Annotated in this window: 18 protein-coding genes and 1 pseudogene; 6 read left to right on the top strand and 13 right to left on the bottom strand. The window is 72.1% G+C overall.

Going from position 1 to position 20,197, the window contains the following annotated elements; genetic code table 11:
- Nucleotides 1–112: 112 nt before the first annotated feature.
- Together AB0J67_RS15080 and AB0J67_RS15075 are read right to left on the bottom strand one after the other, a co-directional pair.
- Nucleotides 113–1,240 carry an SWIM zinc finger family protein gene (locus AB0J67_RS15080; RefSeq protein WP_363481877.1) on the bottom strand — a complete coding sequence of 376 codons (1,128 nt, stop codon included), beginning with the start codon at nt 1,238–1,240 and terminating at the stop codon, nt 113–115.
- Between the two features lie 10 nt (nt 1,241–1,250).
- Nucleotides 1,251–4,376: a DEAD/DEAH box helicase gene (locus AB0J67_RS15075; RefSeq protein WP_363481874.1), complete on the bottom strand. Its 3,126-nt coding sequence runs from the start codon at nt 4,374–4,376 to the stop codon at nt 1,251–1,253.
- A 206-nt stretch (nt 4,377–4,582) separates the two neighbouring features.
- Here AB0J67_RS15075 and AB0J67_RS15070 point away from each other — a divergent pair, with 206 nt between their 5' ends.
- Nucleotides 4,583–4,888: a GNAT family N-acetyltransferase gene (locus AB0J67_RS15070; protein ID WP_363481871.1), complete on the top strand. Its 306-nt coding sequence runs from the start codon at nt 4,583–4,585 to the stop codon at nt 4,886–4,888.
- A gap of 53 nt (nt 4,889–4,941) precedes the next feature.
- Here the strand turns inward: AB0J67_RS15070 and AB0J67_RS15065 are convergent, their stop codons facing one another.
- Nucleotides 4,942–5,799, bottom strand: coding sequence for a winged helix-turn-helix transcriptional regulator (locus tag AB0J67_RS15065; RefSeq protein ID WP_363481868.1), 858 nt, complete (start codon nt 5,797–5,799; stop codon nt 4,942–4,944).
- 92 nt (nt 5,800–5,891) lie between these two features.
- On the opposite strand from AB0J67_RS15065, the gene AB0J67_RS15060 reads away from it, so the two are divergent.
- The 3 genes from AB0J67_RS15060 to AB0J67_RS15050 are packed head-to-tail and all read left to right on the top strand — an operon-like array spanning nt 5,892 to nt 8,532.
- Nucleotides 5,892–6,701 (top strand): ABC transporter permease, encoded by an 810-nt coding sequence (locus AB0J67_RS15060; protein WP_363481865.1) that lies wholly within the window; start codon nt 5,892–5,894, stop codon nt 6,699–6,701.
- The gene (locus tag AB0J67_RS15055; RefSeq protein ID WP_363481862.1) at nt 6,698–7,714 is read left to right on the top strand and encodes an ABC transporter ATP-binding protein; all 1,017 of its coding nucleotides are present in this window, start codon (nt 6,698–6,700) and stop codon (nt 7,712–7,714) included. Before AB0J67_RS15060 ends, AB0J67_RS15055 begins: the two co-directional genes overlap by 4 nt.
- Nucleotides 7,711–8,532 carry an ABC transporter permease gene (locus tag AB0J67_RS15050; protein ID WP_363481859.1) on the top strand — a complete coding sequence of 274 codons (822 nt, stop codon included), beginning with the start codon at nt 7,711–7,713 and terminating at the stop codon, nt 8,530–8,532. Before AB0J67_RS15055 ends, AB0J67_RS15050 begins: the two co-directional genes overlap by 4 nt.
- A gap of 142 nt (nt 8,533–8,674) precedes the next feature.
- Here AB0J67_RS15050 and AB0J67_RS15045 read toward each other — a convergent pair whose 3' ends face one another.
- On the bottom strand, nt 8,675–9,469 hold the full coding sequence (locus tag AB0J67_RS15045) for an SCO1664 family protein (protein ID WP_363481856.1): 795 nt from the start codon (nt 9,467–9,469) through the stop codon (nt 8,675–8,677).
- Nucleotides 9,470–9,471: 2 nt separating this feature from the next.
- Entirely contained in the window at nt 9,472–10,062 is a 591-nt protein-coding gene (locus AB0J67_RS15040; RefSeq protein WP_363481853.1) for a DUF3090 family protein, read from the bottom strand.
- 88 nt (nt 10,063–10,150) lie between these two features.
- On the opposite strand from AB0J67_RS15040, the gene mshC reads away from it, so the two are divergent.
- Complete coding sequence (gene mshC / locus AB0J67_RS15035; RefSeq protein ID WP_363481850.1) at nt 10,151–11,392, top strand: cysteine--1-D-myo-inosityl 2-amino-2-deoxy-alpha-D-glucopyranoside ligase; 1,242 nt, start codon at nt 10,151–10,153, stop codon at nt 11,390–11,392.
- A gap of 103 nt (nt 11,393–11,495) precedes the next feature.
- On the opposite strand, the gene AB0J67_RS15030 is transcribed toward mshC, so the two are convergent.
- The 4 genes from AB0J67_RS15030 to AB0J67_RS15015 all read right to left on the bottom strand — a co-directional run bounded on the left by AB0J67_RS15030 (nt 11,496) and on the right by AB0J67_RS15015 (nt 14,506).
- Nucleotides 11,496–12,005 (bottom strand): hypothetical protein, encoded by a 510-nt coding sequence (locus tag AB0J67_RS15030; RefSeq protein WP_363481847.1) that lies wholly within the window; start codon nt 12,003–12,005, stop codon nt 11,496–11,498.
- A 242-nt stretch (nt 12,006–12,247) separates the two neighbouring features.
- On the bottom strand, nt 12,248–12,562 hold the full coding sequence (locus AB0J67_RS15025) for a hypothetical protein (protein WP_363481844.1): 315 nt from the start codon (nt 12,560–12,562) through the stop codon (nt 12,248–12,250).
- A gap of 69 nt (nt 12,563–12,631) precedes the next feature.
- Nucleotides 12,632–13,453 carry a GntR family transcriptional regulator gene (locus tag AB0J67_RS15020; protein ID WP_363481841.1) on the bottom strand — a complete coding sequence of 274 codons (822 nt, stop codon included), beginning with the start codon at nt 13,451–13,453 and terminating at the stop codon, nt 12,632–12,634.
- A gap of 180 nt (nt 13,454–13,633) precedes the next feature.
- Nucleotides 13,634–14,506 carry a PAC2 family protein gene (locus tag AB0J67_RS15015; RefSeq protein WP_363481838.1) on the bottom strand — a complete coding sequence of 291 codons (873 nt, stop codon included), beginning with the start codon at nt 14,504–14,506 and terminating at the stop codon, nt 13,634–13,636.
- A 126-nt stretch (nt 14,507–14,632) separates the two neighbouring features.
- Here AB0J67_RS15015 and metH point away from each other — a divergent pair, with 126 nt between their 5' ends.
- Nucleotides 14,633–18,178, top strand: coding sequence for a methionine synthase (gene metH / locus AB0J67_RS15010; RefSeq protein ID WP_363481835.1), 3,546 nt, complete (start codon nt 14,633–14,635; stop codon nt 18,176–18,178).
- Between the two features lie 19 nt (nt 18,179–18,197).
- On the opposite strand, the gene AB0J67_RS15005 is transcribed toward metH, so the two are convergent.
- The 4 genes and pseudogenes from AB0J67_RS15005 to AB0J67_RS14990 all read right to left on the bottom strand — a co-directional run.
- Nucleotides 18,198–18,461, bottom strand: a complete 264-nt coding sequence (locus tag AB0J67_RS15005; protein ID WP_363481832.1) for a hypothetical protein — start codon at nt 18,459–18,461, stop codon at nt 18,198–18,200.
- A gap of 242 nt (nt 18,462–18,703) precedes the next feature.
- Nucleotides 18,704–19,114, bottom strand: coding sequence for a hypothetical protein (locus AB0J67_RS15000; RefSeq protein WP_363481829.1), 411 nt, complete (start codon nt 19,112–19,114; stop codon nt 18,704–18,706).
- Between the two features lie 257 nt (nt 19,115–19,371).
- Complete coding sequence (locus AB0J67_RS14995) at nt 19,372–19,815, bottom strand: peptidoglycan-binding domain-containing protein (protein ID WP_363481826.1); 444 nt, start codon at nt 19,813–19,815, stop codon at nt 19,372–19,374.
- A 291-nt stretch (nt 19,816–20,106) separates the two neighbouring features.
- Nucleotides 20,107–20,197, bottom strand: a pseudogene (locus tag AB0J67_RS14990) (metallophosphoesterase); the annotation flags it as partial.

Genomic DNA, 20,197 nt, shown 5'->3' with positions numbered 1-20,197 from the left:
AGATCGCCGGTTCCGGTCAGAATGTGCAGTTCCACCACAGGTTCTGACCCGAAACAGCGATCTTCGCGGCGATCCCGGCCCCGGGTCGGCAGAAACGGCGGGGGAGGTCGGTCTACTGCCCGTCGGTGGCGTCGGTGGGCGGGCGGTGACCGCGGACCATCGCCTCGTACGCCGGGACCAGCAGCGCAGCCAGATCGACGCCGCGCACGGTGATCCCGGCCGGGCCGAGCCGCCGCAGCACGTGGTCGGCGGACAGGTCCGCGACCGGCGGCAGCGGCGGCAGCTCGCCGGCGTCCCAGAACCGGCCCAGCTCGGCATCCGGCTCCGGCTCCGGCTCGGGCGGCAGGGTGCCGACCCGCTGCGCGCGGTGCTCGCGCAGCCCGTCCAGCAGCACCTCGCGGGACAGCCCGCGCCACAGCAGGATGGCGAACGGGTCCTCGTCGAACCGCTCGGCGAGCAGGAAGCACACGGCGGCGGCGTGCTTGCACGGGTTGCCCCAGTCCGGGCAGGAGCACTCGATCTCCAGATCCCGCATGGCGGGCAGGAGCGACAGCCCGAGCGGCCGGAACGCCTCCTCGATGTCCTCGGGCATCCGCCCGGCCAGCAGCGCGGCGCTGAACGCGGCCTGCCGGGCCAGCGCCGCCACGATCCGCTCCGCCTCGGCGCCCGTGTACACCGGCAGCGTGACGGTGACGTCGTAGGGCCGGGCCCGCGAGCCCTGGACCTCGGCGTGCACCTCGCCCGGCCCGACCTTGAGCGACAGGACCTGTCCGGTGCGCGCGTACGACTTGCCCCGGGTGAGCCTGCTCGCGGTCTCGGGTGTCTCGATCGCGGCGAGGAACCGGTGCGACCACCAGGTGGTGGCGATGGCGCCGCGCTGGCTGCGGGCCCGGATGCCGTCGGCGGGCAGTCGCGGCTTGGACACCGGGAACCAGCCCCGACGCTCCGGCGCCGGACCGCCGATGTCATCGAGGTCGTCCGGATGCCCGGCGGCACCGGACCCGTCGCCGAAGACGCCCAGGCGGTGCGAAGCGGACCCACCGTCGAACGGGTCCACGTCGTGGGTGGCGGGCTCGTCGGGGAAGGGGTCCGGGTCGTGGGGGACGGGCTCGTCGGCGAAGGGATCGAAGTCGCTCGTGGGGTGCCCGTCGTCGAAGGGGTCGTGCCACTCCTCGTCCGTGGCGGGGCCGACGGAGCGGCGGCCCCGCGGGCCGTCGGCGGTGGTGGGGCGGCGGGCCATCGTCGTCCTCCTACTCCACGACCGCGTCGCGCGACAGCGTGACCAGCTCGCGCAGCGCCTGGGTGGACAGCTCGGTCAGCCAGGCCTCGCCGGTGCCGACGGTCGCCTCGGCGAGCGCCTTCTTCTGCTCCAGCACGGCGTCGATGCGCTCCTCCAGCGTGCCCGCGCACAGCAGCTTGCGTACCTGGACGTTCTTGCGCTGGCCGATGCGGAACGCGCGGTCGGTGGCCTGGTCCTCGACGGCCGGGTTCCACCAGCGGTCGACGTGGATGACGTGGTTGGCGGCGGTCAGGTTCAGGCCGACGCCGCCGGCCTTGAGCGACAGCACGAACATGCCCGGCCCGCCCGGGTCCTGGAACGACACGACCATGCGGTCGCGGGTCCTGGAGTCCACGCCGCCGTGCAGGAACGGCACCGGCTGGGCGAACCGTGCCGCCAGGTGCTCGGACAGCATCCCGCCGAACTCGGCGAACTGCGTGAACAGCAGCACCTTCTCGCCCGCGGCGAGGACCTCCTCGCAGATCTCCTCGACCCGGGCGACCTTGCCGGAGCGCCCGGCGATGCGGGACCCGTCCTTGAGCAGCTGCGCGGGATGGTTGCAGACCTGCTTGAGCTTGGTCAGCGTGGCCAGGATCAGCCCGCGCCGGTCGATGCCCTCGGCCGCCTCGATCTGGGCCAGCATGTCGTCGAGCACGGTCTGGTAGAGGGCGGCCTGCTCGCGGGTGAGGTTGCAGGCGACCGTCATCTCGATCTTCTCGGGCAGGTCGTAGATGATCGTCGGGTCGGTCTTGACCCGGCGCAGCATGAACGCGCCGGTGACGCGGCGCAGCCGTGCGGCGGCTTCGGCGTCACCGTCGCGCTCGATCGGCACGGCGAAGCGGCGCTTGAACGTCTCGGCACTGCCGAGCAGTCCCGGGCTGGCGAACTCCATGATCGAGTGGAGGTCGGCGAGCCGGTTCTCGACCGGGGTGCCGGTCAGCGCGATCCGCCGGGGCGCGGGCAGGGCGCGGATGGCCCGGGACTGCTTGGTCGCCGCGTTCTTGATGGCCTGCGCCTCGTCGACCACGATCCGCCGCCAGGCCACCTCGGCCAGCTCGTGCTGGTCGCGCAGGGCCAGGGAGTACGTCGTCAGCACGAGGTCGACCCCGGCGACCGCGTCGCGGAACTGCTCGCCGGTCAGCCGCTCCGCGCCGTGGTGCACGTGCACGGCCAGCTTCGGGGTGAACTTCGCCGCCTCCCGCTGCCAGTTCGCGACCAGCGACATCGGGCAGATCAGCAGGGTCGGGCCGGTGCCGGTGCCCTGGCGGCGCTCGTTCTCCAGCAGGGCGAGCACCTGGATGGTCTTGCCCAGGCCCATGTCGTCGGCGAGCACCGCGCCGACGCCCAGCGCGTCCATGAACGACAGCCAGCCCAGGCCGCGCTCCTGGTACGGGCGCAGCCGCGCGCCGAAGCCGTCCGGCGTGGGCAGTGCGGTGAAGGCGCCGTCGGTGCCGTGCAGCAGGCCGCCGAGCCAGCCGGTGGCCTCGACGCCGACCAGCGGCAGCCCGGCGTCGGCGTCGTCGCCGAGCAGTCCCGCCTTCAGCACGTCGCGCGCGGTCAGGGCGCGCTGCCGGGTCTTGGCCAGCCGCTTGAGGCCGTCGGCGAGACGGCGCTGGTCGACCTCGACCCACTGGCCGCGTACCCGCACCAGCGGTGTCTTCGCCGCGGCCAGCGCGGCCAGCTCCGCCTCGGTGAGCACGTCGTCGCCGAGGGCGACCTGCCAGGCGTACTCGACGAGGGAGTCCATGCCGAGCGCGGACTCCTTGGCCACTCGCCCCGGCTGCGCGGGCGTCTGCGCGGTCAGCCGCAGCCCGAGCCGCGGCCGCGGGCCGCTCCACCAGGCCGGGAGCAGCACGCCCACCCCCGCGGCGGCCACCGCCGCGGCATGCGTACGCAGGAACGCCAAAGCGCCCTCGGCGTCCAGCGCCGCCTCGACGGGCGCGGCCTCGTGCAGCGCCTGCCGCAGCGCCGGATACGCCTCGGCCGCCCGGCCCAGCCCGGTCAGCAGCTCCACCTGCGGGTCGATGCCGGCCTCGGCGAACAGCAGCGCGTTGCCGTCCAGCCGCCAGACCGAGCCCGCGTCCGCAACCAGCGACGGATCCTCCTGCGACTGCAGCAGCAGCTCCAGCCGCCAGCCATCGTCCGCGCCGTCCGCGTCGCGGGACTGCGGGGCCGGCTCGCCGAGTGACGACGCGTCCGGTGGGGCCACCAGGCGCAGACAGGTGCGCACCAGCCCGGCACCGGCCGTGCCGCGACCGCCGTGCTGCCAGCGTTCCAGCCGCTGGGCGAGATCGTCGACGAGGTGCGGGCCGAGCTCGTCGGGGTCGAGGAGGTTGTCCTCGGAGGTCAGTGCGGTGAGCCAGTGCTCGGCCACCGGTGTCCGGCGCGGCGCGCGCCCGCGCTGCGGCGGCAGCAGGGTCAGCTCGGCCTCGGCCAGGGCCTGCCCGGCCAGCACGTCGACCAGGGAGTCGAGCGCGGCGTCGAGCACCCGGTCGGCCGGCCCGAGGGCCACCTCGCCGTCGGGCATCCAGCACCGGAACGCGGGCGGCATCGCCGCGACCAGCGGGATGCGCAGCGCGGCGACCTGCAACGACGGCACCTGCCGCCAGGAGGCGAAGAAACTGCCGGCGTCCTCGTCGCGGTCCAGCGCCGGGACCACCAGACCGCTGCCCACGACGTGTGCCGCGGTCCGCGCGAGCGCGGCGGCGTACCGCACCGTGGCCCCGCCGGTCGGCGCCAGCCGCGGCAGCAGCCGCAGCATGGTGGCGGCGTCGAGCCGCACGGTCGGCACCACCCACGCGCCGAGGTGATCGGGCTCCGGCGCGTGCGGCGCGGCCTGCCGCAGCTCCGGCGAGGGACCGGGCCGGTCGCGGTACGCGGGCAGCGCCAGCACCGACCAGCCCGCCGTCTCCAGGTCCGCGTCGTCGGTCAGGCCCAGCGCCCCGAACAGGTCACCGGCCTGCACCGCGAACGGATGCGGCCGCGGCCGCGACGACCGCCGTCCCCGCTGCGCGGGCAGCGCACTCAGCCGCGAGGCGTCCTCGACCCAGCACTCCCAGCTGCCCTCCCCGCTGAACAGGCAGTGCGCGACCAGCACAGCACGAACCTCCCCGGCGGCGTCGGCGTCAACGGACCGCCGCAGATCCTCTCACGCGGCTGTGTCACCCGACCCCTGCGCCACCGCCTCCCACCTCGAACGGAGGAAAGGAAGGGCACCTTCCCATCGATTTCCGTAGCGGAAGGTGCCCTCTTTGACCTCGCTGGGTAAGGGGCGCGTCGACCTCGCGTGGATAGGATGGGCCGGTGACGATCGAGGTGACGGACGCGGCGGCGCGCGAGCGGTTCGAGGCCCGCGACAGCGAGGCCGGCGCGGTGGCCGGGTTCATGACCTACCAGCTCAGCGGCAACATCATCGTGTTCACGCACACCGAGGTGCTGCCGGAGTACGAGGGCAAGGGCGTCGGCAGCGCGCTGGCCCGCACTGTCATGGACGACGCGCGGGCCAAGAGCCGCACCGTCGTGCCGATCTGCCCGTTCCTCGCGGGCTGGCTGGAGAAGCACCCGGAGTACGCCGACATCACGGCCCCCAACCACCGCCGCGTCAGGTGAGCCGTTAGGAAGGGCACCTTCCACCACGGAAAACGATAAGAAGGTGCCCTTCCTTACCTGCGTACCAGGGACAGGGCCTGGGTGACGGCGGCGGGGATGTCGGCGACGGGGTAGATGCTGTGCCGCACCACGCGGTCGGCGTCGATCAGCAGGATGGTGCGCTTGTGGCGTAGCTGCTGCGCGCCGCGGAAGGTCGGCAGGCGCAGCGCCGCGGTCAGTTCCAGGTCCACGTCGGACAGCAGCGGGAACGGGATGTCCTCGGCCGCGGCGAACGCGGCCTGCTCGTCGGGCAGTTGGGTGCTCACGCCGTGCACGGTGGCGCCGGCCCGGGTGAAGTCCGGCCAGGCGTCGCGGAACAGCCGGTTCTCCAGCGTGCAGCCGGCGGTGCCGGGGATGCGGGGCCACTCGGCGCCCTTGCCGCCGCCGGTCGCCGGGTAGGTGAACAGCACGGTCCAGGCGGTGTCGCCGACCACGTCGAGCGGTTCACCGCGGGTGCTGGGCAGGGCCAGCCCGGCGGGTACGCGGCTGCCGGGCAGGTCCCGGGCGCGGGGCAGCTCGGCGCCGTCCGGGGTGAGCGCGGTGAGCGTGCCGTCGCCGAGGACCCACCGGTCGGCCCAGTCCTGCATGGCGACGAGCACCGGCAGCAGGCCGTGCCCGGCGGGGGTCAGCACGTACTCGTGGCGCGGGGGCCGGTCCGAGTAGGGGCGGCGCGCCAGCACCCCGTGCGCGACGAGGTGGGACAGGCGCTCGGTGAGCACCTTGCGGGAGATGTCCAGCTCACCGGCCAGCTCGTCGAAGCGGCGGTGGCCGCGGGCGACCTCGCGCAGCACCAGAAGGCTCCACCAGTCGCCGAGCACCGCGGCGGACTGCGCGATGCCGCAGTGCTCGTCCGCCAGCCGTGACTTGATCATCCACTTTCCTTCCGACGTGCTCCATGGTACGTTCCCGAACGGAACTTAGTTAGTTCCCAAAAGAAACTCACTGGACGGCGGGGGTGGGACACGTGCCGGTGGCATGGGCGACGCTGAAACGGAACTGGCTGGTCATGCAGCGGGCGTACCCGTGGTCGTACTTCATCGGCACGCTCGCGCCCGGGGTCTTCACCGTCGTGCTGGCGCTGCTGTCGTACGAGGCGATCGGGGGCGGGCGGGTCTCGGCGTGGTTCCGCGACTCGTCCGGCACGCCGGACTACCTGGGCTACGTCACCGTCGGCGCGGCGGCGCTGATGTTCACCACCCGCATGGTGCTGTGGGTCGCCAAGGCGCAGATCACCGAGCAGCGGGAGGGCACGCTGGAGAGCCAGCTGCTCACCCCGGCCCGGCGGCTGCCCTACCTGTTCGGGGTCGCGGTCCAGGCGTTCCTCACCTCGCTGCTGGAACTGGCCTGCCTGCTCGGCACGGCGCTGCTGCTCGGCGTACGGCTGCCCGCGCCCGACCCGTACACCCTGCTCGTGGGGGTGCTCGCGGCGTTCGTGGCGGTGGTCGGACTGTCCATCCCGGTCAGCGCCATCATGATCGCCGCTGGCGAGGCGCACGTCACCCAGAACACGCTGTTCTGCCTGGTGGGGCTCGTCTGCGGCTGCACCTTCCCGCCCGCGCTGCTGCCCGATCCGCTGGCCTGGGTCGGCGAGCTGCTGCCCGTCACCTCCGCCCTGCGTGTGCTGCGGGCGGCGAGCCTGCACGCCGCACCCCTCGGCCAGGTCACCGTCGACCTGCTGCTGTGCCTCGGCCTCGGCGCCGCCTACGTCGCCGTCGGCCTGCTGATCCTGCCGTACGCCGAGCGGCGTGCCATCACCCGAGGAGCGAGCGCATGACCCGCGCGATCGTCACGCACGACCTGGTCAAGATCTACCCCCGGCGCGACCGCCCCTGGTGGCGACCGGCCGGACCGCGCCGGGTCGCCGCACCGGCCGTCGCCGGGCTGCGCCTGACCATCCCGGCCGGGCAGGTCACCGGCCTGCTCGGGCTCAACGGCGCGGGCAAGACCACCACCATCCGCATGCTGTCCACGCTGCTGCGGCCCACCTCGGGCAGTGCCACCGTGGACGGGCTCGACCTGGTCCGGGACGCCCGCGAGATCCGCCGCCGGATCAACATGATCGCCGGTGGCGAGCGCATGACCTACGCCAGGCTCACCGGCCGGGAGAACCTGTGGTACTTCGGCCAGCTCTACGACGTGCCCCGGGCCCGGCTCAAGGCGCGCATCGGCGAGCTGCTCGCGCTGGTGGGGCTGGAGCACGCCGCCGACCAGCGCGTCGAGCAGTACTCCAAGGGCATGCGCCAGCGGCTGTCCATCGCCCGCGGCCTCATCAACGAACCGGCGTACCTGCTGCTCGACGAACCCACCCTCGGGCTGGACGCGCCGATCGCCCGGGACCTGCGCGCGGTCGTCGCGGAGCTTGCCCGCGGCGGCGTCGGCGTCCTGCTGACCTCGCACTACCTGGCCGAGGTGGAGCAGCTGTGCGCCCGGGTCCACGTCATCGCGGCCGGCCGGCTCGTCGCCCAGGGCACCCCCGCCGAGCTGACCGCGCTCACCGAGCGCCGGCACACCGTCGAGATCACCCTCGCCGCGCCCGCCCCGGCCGCCGACCAGGCCGTGCAGGCCCTGTCGGTACGCACCGGAGCGCAGGTCACCGCCGCACGCGACGACGAGCTGCGTCCCCGGTACACCGTGCGCCACCGGCACGACCTCGCGGGCGAGCTGGCCACCGCCGTCGTCGCGGCGGGCGGCGCGATCGTGCGGCTGGAGGTCACCCCGCCGACCCTGGAGGACGCCGTGCTCGCGCTGGCCGACGCCGCCCGCCGCCCCGAGGCGGTGCCGGCATGAGGCATGCCCTGCGCGTCGTCGCCGCCGAGGCGCTCAAGCAGCACCGGCGCAGCTTCGGCGGCCCGCTGGTCGTGTTCTCCATGCTGATCTGGCCGGTGCTGCAGCTCGCGATCACCTACTACACGATGCTGCCGGTGCTGGACACCCCCGGGATCGCCGAGCGCTGGCCGCTCGCGGCGCAGCCGTCGCGGCTGCTGGCGTTCCTGGCCGCGGGCGCGTTCGCGTACCTGTTCTACTTCTCGCTGGTCCAGTCCGCCTGGAACTTCGCGTTCGAGCGGATCAGCGGCACCATGGAGCTGCTGTTCCTGTCCCCGGCGAGCCGGCTGGCGCTGGTCTTCGCCAACGGCACCGGCGCCCTTGTGCAGAACACCTGGCTGGCCGGGTGCTTCGCGGTCGCCGCCGCCGGCGCGGGCGGAGCGCTGCACGTCGCCCACCCCGGCATGTACGCCGTCGCGGCGCTCGCGCTGATCATCCCGGCGATCGTCTGGGGCGCATTCCTCAACAGCCTGATGCTGTTCTCGCGGGACTCCACGTTCCTCTACACCCTGCTCGACGACCCGCTGTGGTTCGTGTCCGGGGTCCGCCTGCCCCTGTTCGCCATGCCACTGGCCATCAAGGCCATCGGCCTGGCGTTCCCCCTCACCAGCAGCCTTGCCGTGCTCCGCGGCGCCCTGCTCGACGCCCAACCCCTCACCAGCCTGCTCGAACCGCTCGCCCTGCTCGCCGCCCTCTGCACCCTGCTTCTCGCCGCAACGGCAACCCTGCTCCGCCTCGGCGAGACCCGCGCCCAACGCACCGGCTCGATGCAGCTCTACTGACCCCCCCCGCGCGCGCTGGGTCGATCTTGCGCGGGCTGTGGGTGCGACACGCGTAATTCGGTCAAAAGAGCAACAGTTCGCGCAAGATCGACGGGATCTTGCCGACGGGTCAGGAACGGATCAAGGTCGGGGGTGCGTCCCGTCAGATCGGTGGCCACGGGATGGCGTGGCGGTCGTCGGGGGGCTGGGGGAGGCGGCCGTCGGTGACCAGGTGCTTGATGCGGGTGCCGACCGCGTCGATCTCGGCGGGGGCGAGCAGGTCGGTCAGCACGCCGGGGTCGAAGTTGCGCAGCGCGGTGGCCACCTCGGGGGCGACCGCGCGGCCCGCGAAACCCCACAGCACGGTACGCAGCTTGTCGTCGGTGTGGAAGCAGACCCCGTGGTCGACGCCGTACACCCGCTGGTCGGGGGTGGCCAGCACGTGCCCGCCCTTGCGGTCCGCGTTGTTGATCACAGTGTCGAAGGCGGCGAGGCGCGCCAGCCGGGGGTCGTCGGCGTGGGCCAGCAGGTACGGCCGGCCGGCCTCGTCCTGGGCGGCGGCGATCGGCAGCCAGCCCTGCGGCAGCTCGTCGGCGGGCACGAAGTCCACCGGCGGCTCGGTCACCTCGTCCAGCCACAGCTGGCACGAGCCGGGTCCGAGCGGCCCGTCGCGCATCACCGTCGGCGGCACGATGTCCCAGCCCAGCGCGTCGCTCACGGCGTACGCGGCGACCTCGCGGGCGGCCAGCGTGCCGTGTGGGAAGTCCCACAGCGGACGCTCCCCGCGCACGGGTTTGTAAACAGCCCGGACGGTCTGCCCGCCACCGGACAGGATCACCCGCAGCGTGGTGTTGGAGGCCTCGACCAGCCTGCCCTCGATCTCCATGTCGGCGTCGCGCAGCAGCCGGCCGAGCTCGGCCCTGCCGTCGCCGTCGCCGGGTTGAGGGGTGGACGACATCGCTACCTGCGGTGGTAGCCGTTGTGTCGAGGGCAGAGATGGCCCGCCGGGTCCAGCGGCTGCCCGCACAGCGGACACGGCGGGCGGCCCGCCGCGACCACCCGCTTGGCGCGTTCGATGAACTGCCGCACCTCGGTCGGGGTCAGCCGCACCCGCAGCCGGTCCAGGTCGTCGGAGATCTCCGGCGTCTCGTCGACCTCGGCCTCGCCCTCGGCCGGCGGCACATCGGTCTCGGGGTCGAACTCGACCTCCTCGGCGGCGATCGCCTCGATGATGACCGTGGCCGACTCCACGTCGAAGGCCAGCCCCAGCGTGCCGACGCGGAACTCCTCCTCGACCGGGCTCTCCAGCGGCTCGTTGTCGGCCGGGCCGTCGGGCGCGGGCGGCAGCTCCGCCCCGAACCGCTGGTGCGCCTCGGCGAGCAGCTCCTCGAGCTTCTCCGCCAGCAGCGCGACCTGCATCTTCTCCAGTGCCACGCTGACCAGGCGGCCGCCGCCGCGAGCCTGCAGATAGAACGTGCGCTCGCCGGGCGGACCCACCGTGCCGGCGACGAACCGCTCGGGCGGCTCGAATGCGTACACCTGATGGGTCATGCCTCCGACCCTAGCGTCACGCCCGTGCCATCGGGTAACCGCTCGAGGTGAGATCCGCTCTCGGCATAAAGCTGGTTAGGCTGGCGCCATGGAAACGTGGTCCGGACTTGACGTCCCGCGCCTTCCGGGCGCGGGTCAGCCCCTGGCTCTGTTCGACTCCGCCCGCCAGGGCGCCCACCCCAGCCGCCCCGTGGGCGGGCGGGCGACGATGTACGTCTGCGGGATCACCCCGTACGACGCGACGCATCTCGGCCACGCCGCCACCATGATCACTTTCGACCTGGTGAACCGGCTGTGGCGCGACGCCGGACACGAGGTCGCGTACGTCCAGAACGTCACCGACATCGACGACCCGCTGCTGGAGCGGGCCACCCGCGACGGCGAGGACTGGAAGGTCCTGGCCATGCGGGAGACGGCCCTGTTCCGCGAGGACATGGAGGCCCTGCGGATCATCCCGCCGAGCCACTACGTCGGCGCCGTCGAGTCCATCCCCGTCATCGCCGAGCGGGTCGCCGAGCTGCTCGAACGCGGCGCGGCGTACCGGCTGGAGGACGGCACCGGCGACGTCTACTTCGACATCACCGCCGCGCCCCGGTTCGGGTACGAGTCGAACCTGTCCCGCGAGCAGATGCTGGCCTTCTTCGCCGAGCGCGGCGGCGACCCCGAGCGCGCCGGCAAGCGCGATGCCCTCGACCCGCTGCTGTGGCGCGGCCGCCGCGACGGCGAGCCGTCCTGGCCCGGCGGCGTGCTCGGCGCGGGCCGCCCCGGCTGGCACATCGAGTGCACCGTCATCGCCCAAGAGCTGCTCGGCGAGACCATCGACGTGCAGGGCGGCGGCAACGACCTGCTGTTCCCGCACCACGAGTGCTCCGCCGCCCACGCCGAGGTGCTCAGCGGCAAGTCGCCGTTCGCCACGCACTACGTGCACGCCGGCATGATCGGCCTGGACGGCGAGAAGATGAGCAAGTCGCGCGGCAACCTCGTCTTCGTCTCCCGCCTGCGTGCCGACAACGTCGACCCGATGATCGTCCGGCTGGCGCTGCTCGCCGACCACTACCGGGCCGACCGCCAGTGGACCGAAGAGGTGTTCAAGACCGCCGAGCACCGCCTGGGCCGCTGGCGCCAGGCCGCCCGCGCCGCGTCCGGCCCGTCCGGGGCCGAGCTGCTGGCCGGCGTACGCGCCAAGCTCGCCGAGGACCTCGACACCCCCGGCGCCGTCGCCCTCGTCGACGCGTGGGTCGACGACACCCTCGCCGGCGTCGGCGCCGACCGCCAGGCCCCCGCCCTGATGCGCGACACCCTCGACGCCCTCCTCGGCCTCAAGCTGTAACTCCGCGGCCTGCCCCGCCACGGGGGGTCGATCTTGCGTGAACTGTGGGTACGACACGCGCGTACCGGGCAAAAGGGCAACAGTTCGCGCAAGATCGACGCGATCAAGCGCGGTAGGGCAGGCCGCGGCGGCGTTCGAGTTCGGCGATCATGGCGGTGACCTGCTGTTCGGTCATGCGGACCCGGCCCAGGACGAAGCGCTGGTCGAGGGTGACCGGGGTGGGCACGGTGGACCCGTCCGCCAGGTCGACGAACAACGCCGGAGCACCGTCGGGGTCGGCGCGCAGGGTGAACGCCGCGACATCCTTGAGATGGATCGGCCTGATCCGTCCCCGCCGGACGTAGACATAGGCGTACGTGGCGCTGATGCCGTACCGGGTCAGCCGGTAGCAGTGGAACGACAGCAGGACCAGGCCGAGCAGGATCGGGATCAGCACGAGCCGGCGTTGGCCGACCATTCCGCCGACGCCCACCAGCGCCGCCACGGCGCACCCGCCCGCCAGTCCCAGCAGGAGGGTCATACCCGTGGGCGCGGGCGTCAGCTGGTCACCCGGTGTCCCGATCATCGCCACCGCGTCGCTCGGCGACACCGTCGGCTCCCTGGCGCCGCTCACGTGGTGGTTCCCATGCGGGAACTCCGAACGCGGCGGAGGTGGGCGGCGTAGCCAGGATCGGCTGCACCGGAGCGGCGTCGCGGTCGACACTCGTCGGACAAGAGCGGGAGCGTCCGGTCGGGGGTGGGGCGAGGACCGCCCTCGGGTGTGAGGAGCACGAGCAGCATGGCCGTGATTGTGGACCACGGCCGCACGAGGCGCCCTGGCCCGGCGGGCAGACCGCGTCGGCGTCGGCTCTCTGATCAGGCGCGGGGGCGCGGCTGAGGGCGGGGGCGGACCGCGACCCGGGACGGCCGCTGCGGTGGCGCCTGCCGCATCCGCACGGGGCGCTGGGGGGCGTCCGCCTGCCGGCGCAGTGTCAGCGCCACGTGTCCGAGCCGCCCGGCCAGCGCGAACACACCCAGCGTCAACGCGCCGAGCAGCAGCACGCCGGTGCTGGGCACGCCGTCGGCGATGCCGATGACGAGCACGCCGAGCAGCGCGAGTCCGATCACGAGCACGACGAGCGCGCCGAGGAGGGCCACGAGCGCCTGTGGGGAGTGCGGGCGACGGGTCATAGGACCATCCTTGCGGCGAAGGCGCGGGTGCGCAGGCGAAAACGTGTCGGGCACCCGACAAACCGCAGATTAGCCCAGCACCAGCCCGGGATCGGGATCTCCGTCCAGGTCGGCGTCCGGGCGTGGCGTGGGCACCCGGTACTCCTCCGTCAGCGTCGTCATCGGTCCCGGCCAGGTCGCCTGCGCCACCTCGATCACCTTGTGGTCGGCGTCGTACGCGACGTGCAGCAGGTGCAGCACCGGGGTGTCCGGGCGGATCTGCAGCACCTCGGCTTCCTCGCGGGTGGGCAGCCGCGCGGTGATGGTGTCGGTCGCGGTGGCGTAGCGGCGGCCGGTGACCTCCTCGACCTCCTGGTACAGCGGGCGGCCGAAGGACTCGTAGCGCTCCAGTGAGGTGCCCGCGGTGTCCTGCGGGCGCAGCCACGAGGCGCCGACCTCGACCGCCGCGTCCTGGGTGCGCACCAGGTGGCGGCGTACCACCAGCAGGGTCGAGTCCGGGACGCCGAACGCGTCGGCGACCTCGGCCGGGGGCGTGGCGCGGGTGACCTCGATGAGCTGCTGCCGGTAGCGCGCCGCGAGATCGGCGTGGTAGCCGCGCTGGGTGCCGTACCGCCCGCGCGAGAGCCGGTTGAGCCGGCGGCGCGTGCCGCGGACGTAGGTGCCCGATCCCGGCTTGGTGATCAGCAGGCCCTCGACCCGGAGCTGGTCGATGGTGCGCTGCACGGTCTGCTTGGCGACGCCGTACATCTGCGCCAGCGCGGGGATCGAGGGCAGTTGCTCACCGGCCGCCCAGTCCCCCCGCCGGATCTTGGCACGCAGCTGCGCGGCGATCTGCCGGTGCGGGTGCTCGGCCGCGCCCGGATTCACCCCGCCGATGCCCATCTCGGTCATGGGGAGATCATGCCGCACAAATGTCCGAATACCTAGCGACCTAGGAAGCCTTAGCCGACGTGTCGCCCCCGGACGGGCACACAAGATCGCGACGATCTTGCGCGAAGTGTTAGGGATATGACCGATCAGTGCGTGTCATACCCACAGTTCACGCAAGATCGACGCACTAGACAGGGGCGGTCACCACGGGGGAGTGCCGTGGGAGGGGCCGGGGGAGCCGCCGCGGCGGCGGAGATATTTCTCGAACTCGACGGCGATCTCGTCGCCGGAGAGGGGCTTGGCGGCGTCGCCGGCTCGTTCTTCGAGGTCGCGGAGGTATTCGGCCAGTTCGGCGTCCTGGGCGGCGGCGGCGCGGACGCGGTCCTCCCACTCGGCGGATTCCTGGGCCAGGTCGAGCATGGGGACGGGGAGGTCCAGGACCTCCTCGATGCGGTGGAGGAGGGCGAGGGTGGCCTTGGGGCAGGGCGGGTTGTTGGCGTAGTGGGGGACGTGGACCCAGAACGACATGGCGTCGAGCTCGGCTCGGGAGGCGGTGTCCTGCAGCACGCCGACGATGCCGGTGGGGCCCTCGTACCTGGTGGGGGTCAGCTTGACCTTCTCCTGGCCGGACTGCTTGCCGGTGATGGTGCCGCTGATGGGCAGCGGGCGGCTGTAGGGGACGTCGGCGAGCAGGGCGCCGAGCAGGACCAGGTTCTCGATGGCGAGGCTGTGGCAGATCTCCAGGATCTCGTTGCAGAACGTGCGCCAGCGCAGGCTCGGCTCGATGCCGCGGATCAGGACCACGTCGTGCTTGGCGCCGGGAGGCGAGGCGACCATGAACTTGGTGCTCGGCCACTCGATCCGGCGGGTGTCGTCGACCAGCGTGATCAGCGGGCGGTTCACCTGGAAGTCGTAGAAGTCCTCGGGGTCGATCGAGGCGACTTCGCGGGCATCCCATACCTGCTCGAGGTGTTCCACCACGGCGGTCGACGCGTCAGCGGCGTCGTTCCACCCCTCGAAGGCGGCGATGGCGACGGGGGAGCGCAGGACAGGAAGGCCGTCGAACTCGGTCACGTCTGCCAGCCTACGGCGCGCCGCCGGATCGTCCATGCGGAGCGGGTGCGCAAGGCGTGTCGCAACAGGTGGTACGCGGCGTGATCATCTCCGGATGTGGCGTCTGACACGCACTAGCCTGGTGGGGTGACTGAGAGCTTCCTCGACGCGCTGGCACACCGGGTCCTCATCGCCGACGGTGCGATGGGCACCATGCTGCAGGCGGCCGACCCGTCGCTGGACGACTACGCCGGGCTCGAAGGCTGCTCCGAGATCCTCAACCTGACCAGGCCGGACATCGTGCGCGGGGTGCACGAGCGCTATCTGGCGGCGGGCAGCGACTGCGTGGAGACCAACACCTTCGGGGCGAACCTGTCTGCGGCGGGGGAGTACGACATCGCGCACCGGATCGGCGAGCTGTCCGAGGCCGGGGCGCGGCTGGCGCGCGAGGCGGCCGACCGGTTCGGCACGCCGGAGCAGCGGCGCTGGGTGCTGGGCAGCGTCGGACCGGGCACGAAGCTGCCGACGCTGGGGCACCTGGGCTTCGCCGACCTGCGCGACGCGTACGCCGACAACGTCGCGGGGCTGATCTCCGGCGGGGCCGACGCGGTCATCGTGGAGACCAGCCAGGATCTGTTGCAGACGAAGGCCGCGGTGATCGGCGCGAAGCGGGCCATGCGCCGGCTGAACACCGACGTGCCGCTGATCTGCCAGGTGACCGTGGAGACCACGGGCACGCTGCTGCTGGGCAGCGAGATCGGCGCGGCGCTGACCGCGCTGGAGCCGCTGGGCGTCGACCTGGTCGGCCTGAACTGCGCGACCGGCCCGGCCGAGATGGCCGAGCACCTGCGCTACCTGGCGCAGCACGCGCGGGTGCCGCTGTCGGTGATGCCGAACGCGGGCCTGCCCGAGCTGACCGCGGGCGGCGCCGTCTACCCGCTGACCCCCGACGAGCTGGCCGTCGACCTGGCGCGCTTCGTCCGGGAGTACGGCGTGAGCCTGGTCGGCGGGTGCTGCGGCACCACACCGGAGCACATCGCGCGGGTGGTGCGCGAGCTGCGCGGCACCGCGCCGGTGGCCCGCGAGCCGCAGGTGGAGCCGGGTGTGGCCAGCATCTACCACCACGTGCCGTTCGCGCAGGACGCGAGCGTGCTGATGATCGGCGAGCGGACCAACGCCAACGGGTCCAAGGCGTTCCGCGAGGCGATGCTCGCCGGGGACTGGACGAAGTGCATCGAGATCGCGCGGGAGCAGGCCCGCGACGGCTCGCACCTGCTGGACCTGTGCGTGGACTACGTCGGCCGGGACGGCGTGGCGGACATGAAGGCGCTGGCGGGCCGGTTCGCCACCGCGTCGACGCTGCCGATCATGCTGGACTCGACCGAGCCCGAGGTGCTGCGGGCGGGCCTGGAGCTGCTGGGCGGCCGGTCGATCATCAACTCGGTGAACTTCGAGGACGGCGACGGCCCGGACTCGCGGTACGCGCGGATCATGCCGCTGGTGCGCGAGCACGGCGCGGCCGTGGTGGCGCTGACCATCGACGAGGACGGCCAGGCGCGCACCGCGGAGTGGAAGGTGCGGGTCGCCTCGCGGCTGATCGACGACCTGACCGGGCGCTGGGGGATGCGGCGCGAGGACATCCTGATCGACGCGCTGACGTTCCCGGTGACGACGGGGCAGGAGGAGACGCGCCGCGACGGCATCGAGACGATCGAGGCGATCCGGCGGATCGCCGCGAAGTACCCCGGGGTCAACTTCACCCTGGGCATCTCGAACATCTCGTTCGGCGTCAACCCGGCGGCCCGGCAGGTGCTCAACTCGGTGTTCCTGCACGAGTGCCAGCAGGCCGGGCTGACCAGCGCGATCGTGCACGCGAGCAAAATCATCCCGATGGCGCGCATCCCGCAGGAGCAGCGGCAGGTCGCGCTTGACCTGGTGTACGACCGCAGGACGTACCACGCCGACGGGACCGTCGACTACGACCCGCTCGCCCGCTTCCTGCACCTGTTCGAGGGCGTCGACGTGGCCGGGGCGCGGGCCAGCCGGGCCGAGGAGCTGGCCGCGCTGCCGCTGGACGAGCGGCTGCAGCGGCGCATCGTCGACGGCGAGCGCACCGGCCTGGAGGCCGACCTCGACGCGGCGCTCGCGCAGCGCCCCGCGCTGAGCATCATCAACGACGTGCTGCTCGAAGGCATGAAGACGGTCGGCGACCTGTTCGGCTCCGGGCAGATGCAGCTGCCGTTCGTGCTGCAGTCCGCCGAGGTCATGAAGACCGCCGTGGCGTACCTCGAACCGCACATGGAGAAGGCCGACGCGGCCGGCAAGGGCACCATCGTGCTGGCCACGGTGCGCGGCGACGTGCACGACATCGGCAAGAACCTGGTCGACATCATCCTGTCCAACAACGGCTACACGGTCGTGAACATCGGCATCAAGCAGCCGATCAACGCGATCATCGAGGCCGCCGAGCAGCACGGGGCCGACGTGATCGGCATGTCCGGGCTGCTGGTCAAGAGCACGGTCATCATGAAGGAGAACCTGGCCGAGCTGATGGCGCGCGGGCTGCACGGCCGCTGGCCGGTGCTGCTCGGCGGCGCCGCGCTGACCCGCGCGTACGTCGAGGACGACCTGCGGGACCTGTTCGACGGCGGGGACGTGCACTACGCGCGGGACGCGTTCGAGGGGCTGTCGCTGATGGACCGGGTGATGACCGCCAAGCGGTCCGGCACGGCGGTGGTGGACGCCGAGCGGGAGGCGGCGCTGGCCGCCCGCCGGGCGCGGCGGCAGAAGCACCGCTCGCAGGTGGCCGACGACCTGCCCGGCCTGGACGACGCTTCGGTGCGCTCCGATGTGGCGGCCGACGCTCCCGTGCCCACGCCGCCGTTCCTCGGCACGCGGGTGGTCAAGGGCATCCCGCTGGGCGACTACGCGGGGATGCTCGACGAGCGGGCGCTGTTCCTCGGGCAGTGGGGGCTGCGCGGGGCGCGGGGTGGGTCCGGGCCGTCGTACGAGGAGCTGGTCGAGACCGAGGGGCGGCCGCGGCTGCGGTACTGGCTGGAGCGGTTCGCGACCGAGCAGCTGCTGGAAGCGTCGGTGGTGTACGGGTACTTCCCGGCGTACGCCGAGGGCAACGACCTGGTCGTGCTCGGTGAGGACGGGGTGGGCGAGCAGGCGCGGTTCACGTTCCCGCGGCAGCGGGCCGAGCGGCGGCTGTGCCTGGCCGACTTCTACCGGCCGAAGCCGGCCACGCCGGACGAGCCGCTGGACGTGGTGGCGCTGCAGCTGGTGACGGTCGGGCACGCGATCGGGGAGTACGCGGCGAAGCTGTTCGCGGGCAACAGCTACCGCGACTACCTGGAGGTGCACGGGCTGTCGGTGCAGCTGACCGAGGCGCTCGCCGAGCACTGGCACCGGCGGGTACGCGGTGAGCTGGTGCTGCCGGACGGGCGGCCGCTGACCGCCGAGGACCCGGCCGATTTGGCGGGGATCCTGCGGACGGACTACCGGGGCTGCCGGTACTCGTTCGGGTATCCGGCCTGCCCGGACCTGGAGGACCGGGCGAAGATCGTGCGGCTGCTGGACGCGGGGCGGATCGGGGTCGAGCTGAGCGAGGAGTTCCAGCTGCACCCCGAGCAGGCCACCGACGCGATCGTGGTCCACCACCCGGAGGCGGCGTACTTCAACGCCAAGTGAGACATGCACGTGCCCTGACCTAGGGAGACGTTCCCGAAGCCGGACCCTGGGCCGTCGCCAGGCCGTCAGGGTCGCTCAGGCCGTCTCCGAGCGCCCGATCGATCGCGGCGCGCGTGCGGTCTTCGCTGCTGGGCAGCAGATGCGTGTAGACCCGCAGCGTGAAGCCCGGGTCAGCGTGGCCCGGATACAGCGACAGCGCCTTGACGCTCTCGCCAGCGTCCAGCAGGACGGACGCATACGTGTGTCGCAGCACGTGCATGCCGTTCTGGCGTGTGACAGGCATGCCTGCCCGCAGAAGCTTGCATCCCCGGCTGCAGAGATCCAGGCGGCCACGTTCCGGTCTAGTTGCTGGTGGTCGGGGTGGTGATCTCCTTGCGGCGGCACCACAAGGGCGTACCAGTGAACCTCGAATCGATCAAGGGCCAAGCCGCTACGCGGTCGGCTCCGCTGCGCTCCGCCGAGCCCTTGCCCGCTTCGAGAAACCGCCGGCTCGGTCGGAGACCGCCGCCGCAAGGAGATCACCGCTCAGCTCGCCGGCGCGGCTGGGGCCAGTCCCTGTGCCTCGCGCAGCTTGGCCCACGCGCAAAGCAAGGCGTTGTACCCGAACCAGACGCCGACGAACGCCCAGCCGGGCGCGAACCGAGCAAGCTCCGCACGGGTATCGCCCGACGAGTAATGCCCCCCGACGGTCACCACCAACATCACCGCACCAACCAGGCCGACCCACCACACAAGACGCGCCCACACCGGTACAGACCTCGGAGGTAGCGAGCTCAATGATCGCCAATCCCAGAACAGGGCGAGCACCGCAGGTACGGGCGCGAGAAGGAGGACGGCCTCGGGCAGGCCCATCATGTCAGGCAGCAGGCTCCACGCGCCGATCACCACAGCCCACACGGTCGCCACGATGCTGTAGATCAAATGCCCGCGAGTCATAGCGCCACGATATTGCCACGGTCAACATCCGATGGCCCTCGGCGTTGGTGGGAGCCGGCTGGCTGATCTGAGGTCAGGGTGCCCGACCGTGATCGGGAGGGAGCCCTCTTGATCCGCTTGCCGCCGGGGCGGCCTGGAGTGGACAGCGTGAGGCGAACGCCAAGCGACAGCGGCCTGCTGAGATCGGCGATGACCACGTGAAGAACCCCGCGCACGGGCTCGTGCCCATGCGCGGAGTCGCAGCGGTGGTGATCACCTCACCAGACGCGGAACATGCATCCGCCGCCGCCTACCTGGACCCAGCAGAGCGCGTCACGGGTTTGCGGCCCGTAGACACCGTCGACGTCGAGACCACAGCACAGCTCCGCCTGCAGATCCAGGAGCGCGTTCTTGGTTTCCGTCGTGAAAGCGGTGTTGACGGTGATGTTGTAGCCGTACTGCTCCTTGAGCGTCCTTTCAAGGGTGTAGACGGCATTGCTGCTGTTGCCGACACTCAGCAGGCAGGTGTAGTTCCTCGTGTTGGTGCTGGCCACGTAGTACATGGGGATGTTGATGTGCGTGTAGCCGTCTGCGGCTGTCACCGTGCCACTGGCATTGCAGGTCGGGGTGGCGGCCTGCGCGGGCGCTGCGACACTCAGGACGGTGGCGGCTACCATCGCTGCGAACACGGCCGAAACCATTCTCGCCAGTCGGGTGGACATGGTGAGTCCCCTTTCGAGTTGACATCGTGTCCGACTTGGACGCTGGGTGACGTTAATGGGACCGACGTTCTCGTGAAACATGTTTGCGTTCAGGCGCAAAGAGCCGACCAGTGCCACTGGATGTACGGCAGGGAACTCCACCGCGCCCGTCGGCAACGACCACCTTCCACGGTGGCGGGTTGCCCTCGGGCGAGTAGTCCACCGCGAAGACGACGGCGCCGCAGCGGGCGGCTACGGTGCGCTCCGTGTGACCTCGGGTCAGGATCGCTGTTTCGGGTCAGAAAGTGTGTGGTGGTCGTGGTTGCCCAGCACGGCGACCACCGGCACGGGCAGGTCGCCGAACTCGCGCGCCACGCACTCGGCCTCCGCCACGGTGCCGTGC

The sequence above is a fragment of the Catellatospora sp. NPDC049609 genome (genome assembly GCF_040675365.1).
Taxonomy (GTDB): Bacteria; Actinomycetota; Actinomycetes; order Mycobacteriales; family Micromonosporaceae; genus Catellatospora.
This window is presented reverse-complemented; position numbering and strand designations above follow the sequence as displayed.

What these genes read in the sequence shown, in the direction of transcription:
- AB0J67_RS15080 (WP_363481877.1), bottom strand. Translation starts at nt 1,240, where the DNA reads ATGGCCCGCCGCCCCACCACCGCCGACGGCCCGCGGGGCCGCCGCTCC.
- AB0J67_RS15065 (WP_363481868.1), bottom strand. Translation starts at nt 5,799, where the DNA reads ATGATCAAGTCACGGCTGGCGGACGAGCACTGCGGCATCGCGCAGTCC.
- AB0J67_RS15055 (WP_363481862.1), top strand. Translation starts at nt 6,698, where the DNA reads ATGACCCGCGCGATCGTCACGCACGACCTGGTCAAGATCTACCCCCGG.
- AB0J67_RS15050 (WP_363481859.1), top strand. Translation starts at nt 7,711, where the DNA reads ATGAGGCATGCCCTGCGCGTCGTCGCCGCCGAGGCGCTCAAGCAGCAC.
- AB0J67_RS15045 (WP_363481856.1), bottom strand. Translation starts at nt 9,469, where the DNA reads ATGTCGTCCACCCCTCAACCCGGCGACGGCGACGGCAGGGCCGAGCTC.
- AB0J67_RS15040 (WP_363481853.1), bottom strand. Translation starts at nt 10,062, where the DNA reads ATGACCCATCAGGTGTACGCATTCGAGCCGCCCGAGCGGTTCGTCGCC.
- mshC (WP_363481850.1), top strand. Translation starts at nt 10,151, where the DNA reads ATGGAAACGTGGTCCGGACTTGACGTCCCGCGCCTTCCGGGCGCGGGT.
- AB0J67_RS15025 (WP_363481844.1), bottom strand. Translation starts at nt 12,562, where the DNA reads ATGACCCGTCGCCCGCACTCCCCACAGGCGCTCGTGGCCCTCCTCGGC.
- AB0J67_RS15020 (WP_363481841.1), bottom strand. Translation starts at nt 13,453, where the DNA reads ATGACCGAGATGGGCATCGGCGGGGTGAATCCGGGCGCGGCCGAGCAC.
- AB0J67_RS15005 (WP_363481832.1), bottom strand. Translation starts at nt 18,461, where the DNA reads ATGCCTGTCACACGCCAGAACGGCATGCACGTGCTGCGACACACGTAT.
- AB0J67_RS15000 (WP_363481829.1), bottom strand. Translation starts at nt 19,114, where the DNA reads ATGACTCGCGGGCATTTGATCTACAGCATCGTGGCGACCGTGTGGGCT.
- AB0J67_RS14995 (WP_363481826.1), bottom strand. Translation starts at nt 19,815, where the DNA reads ATGTCCACCCGACTGGCGAGAATGGTTTCGGCCGTGTTCGCAGCGATG.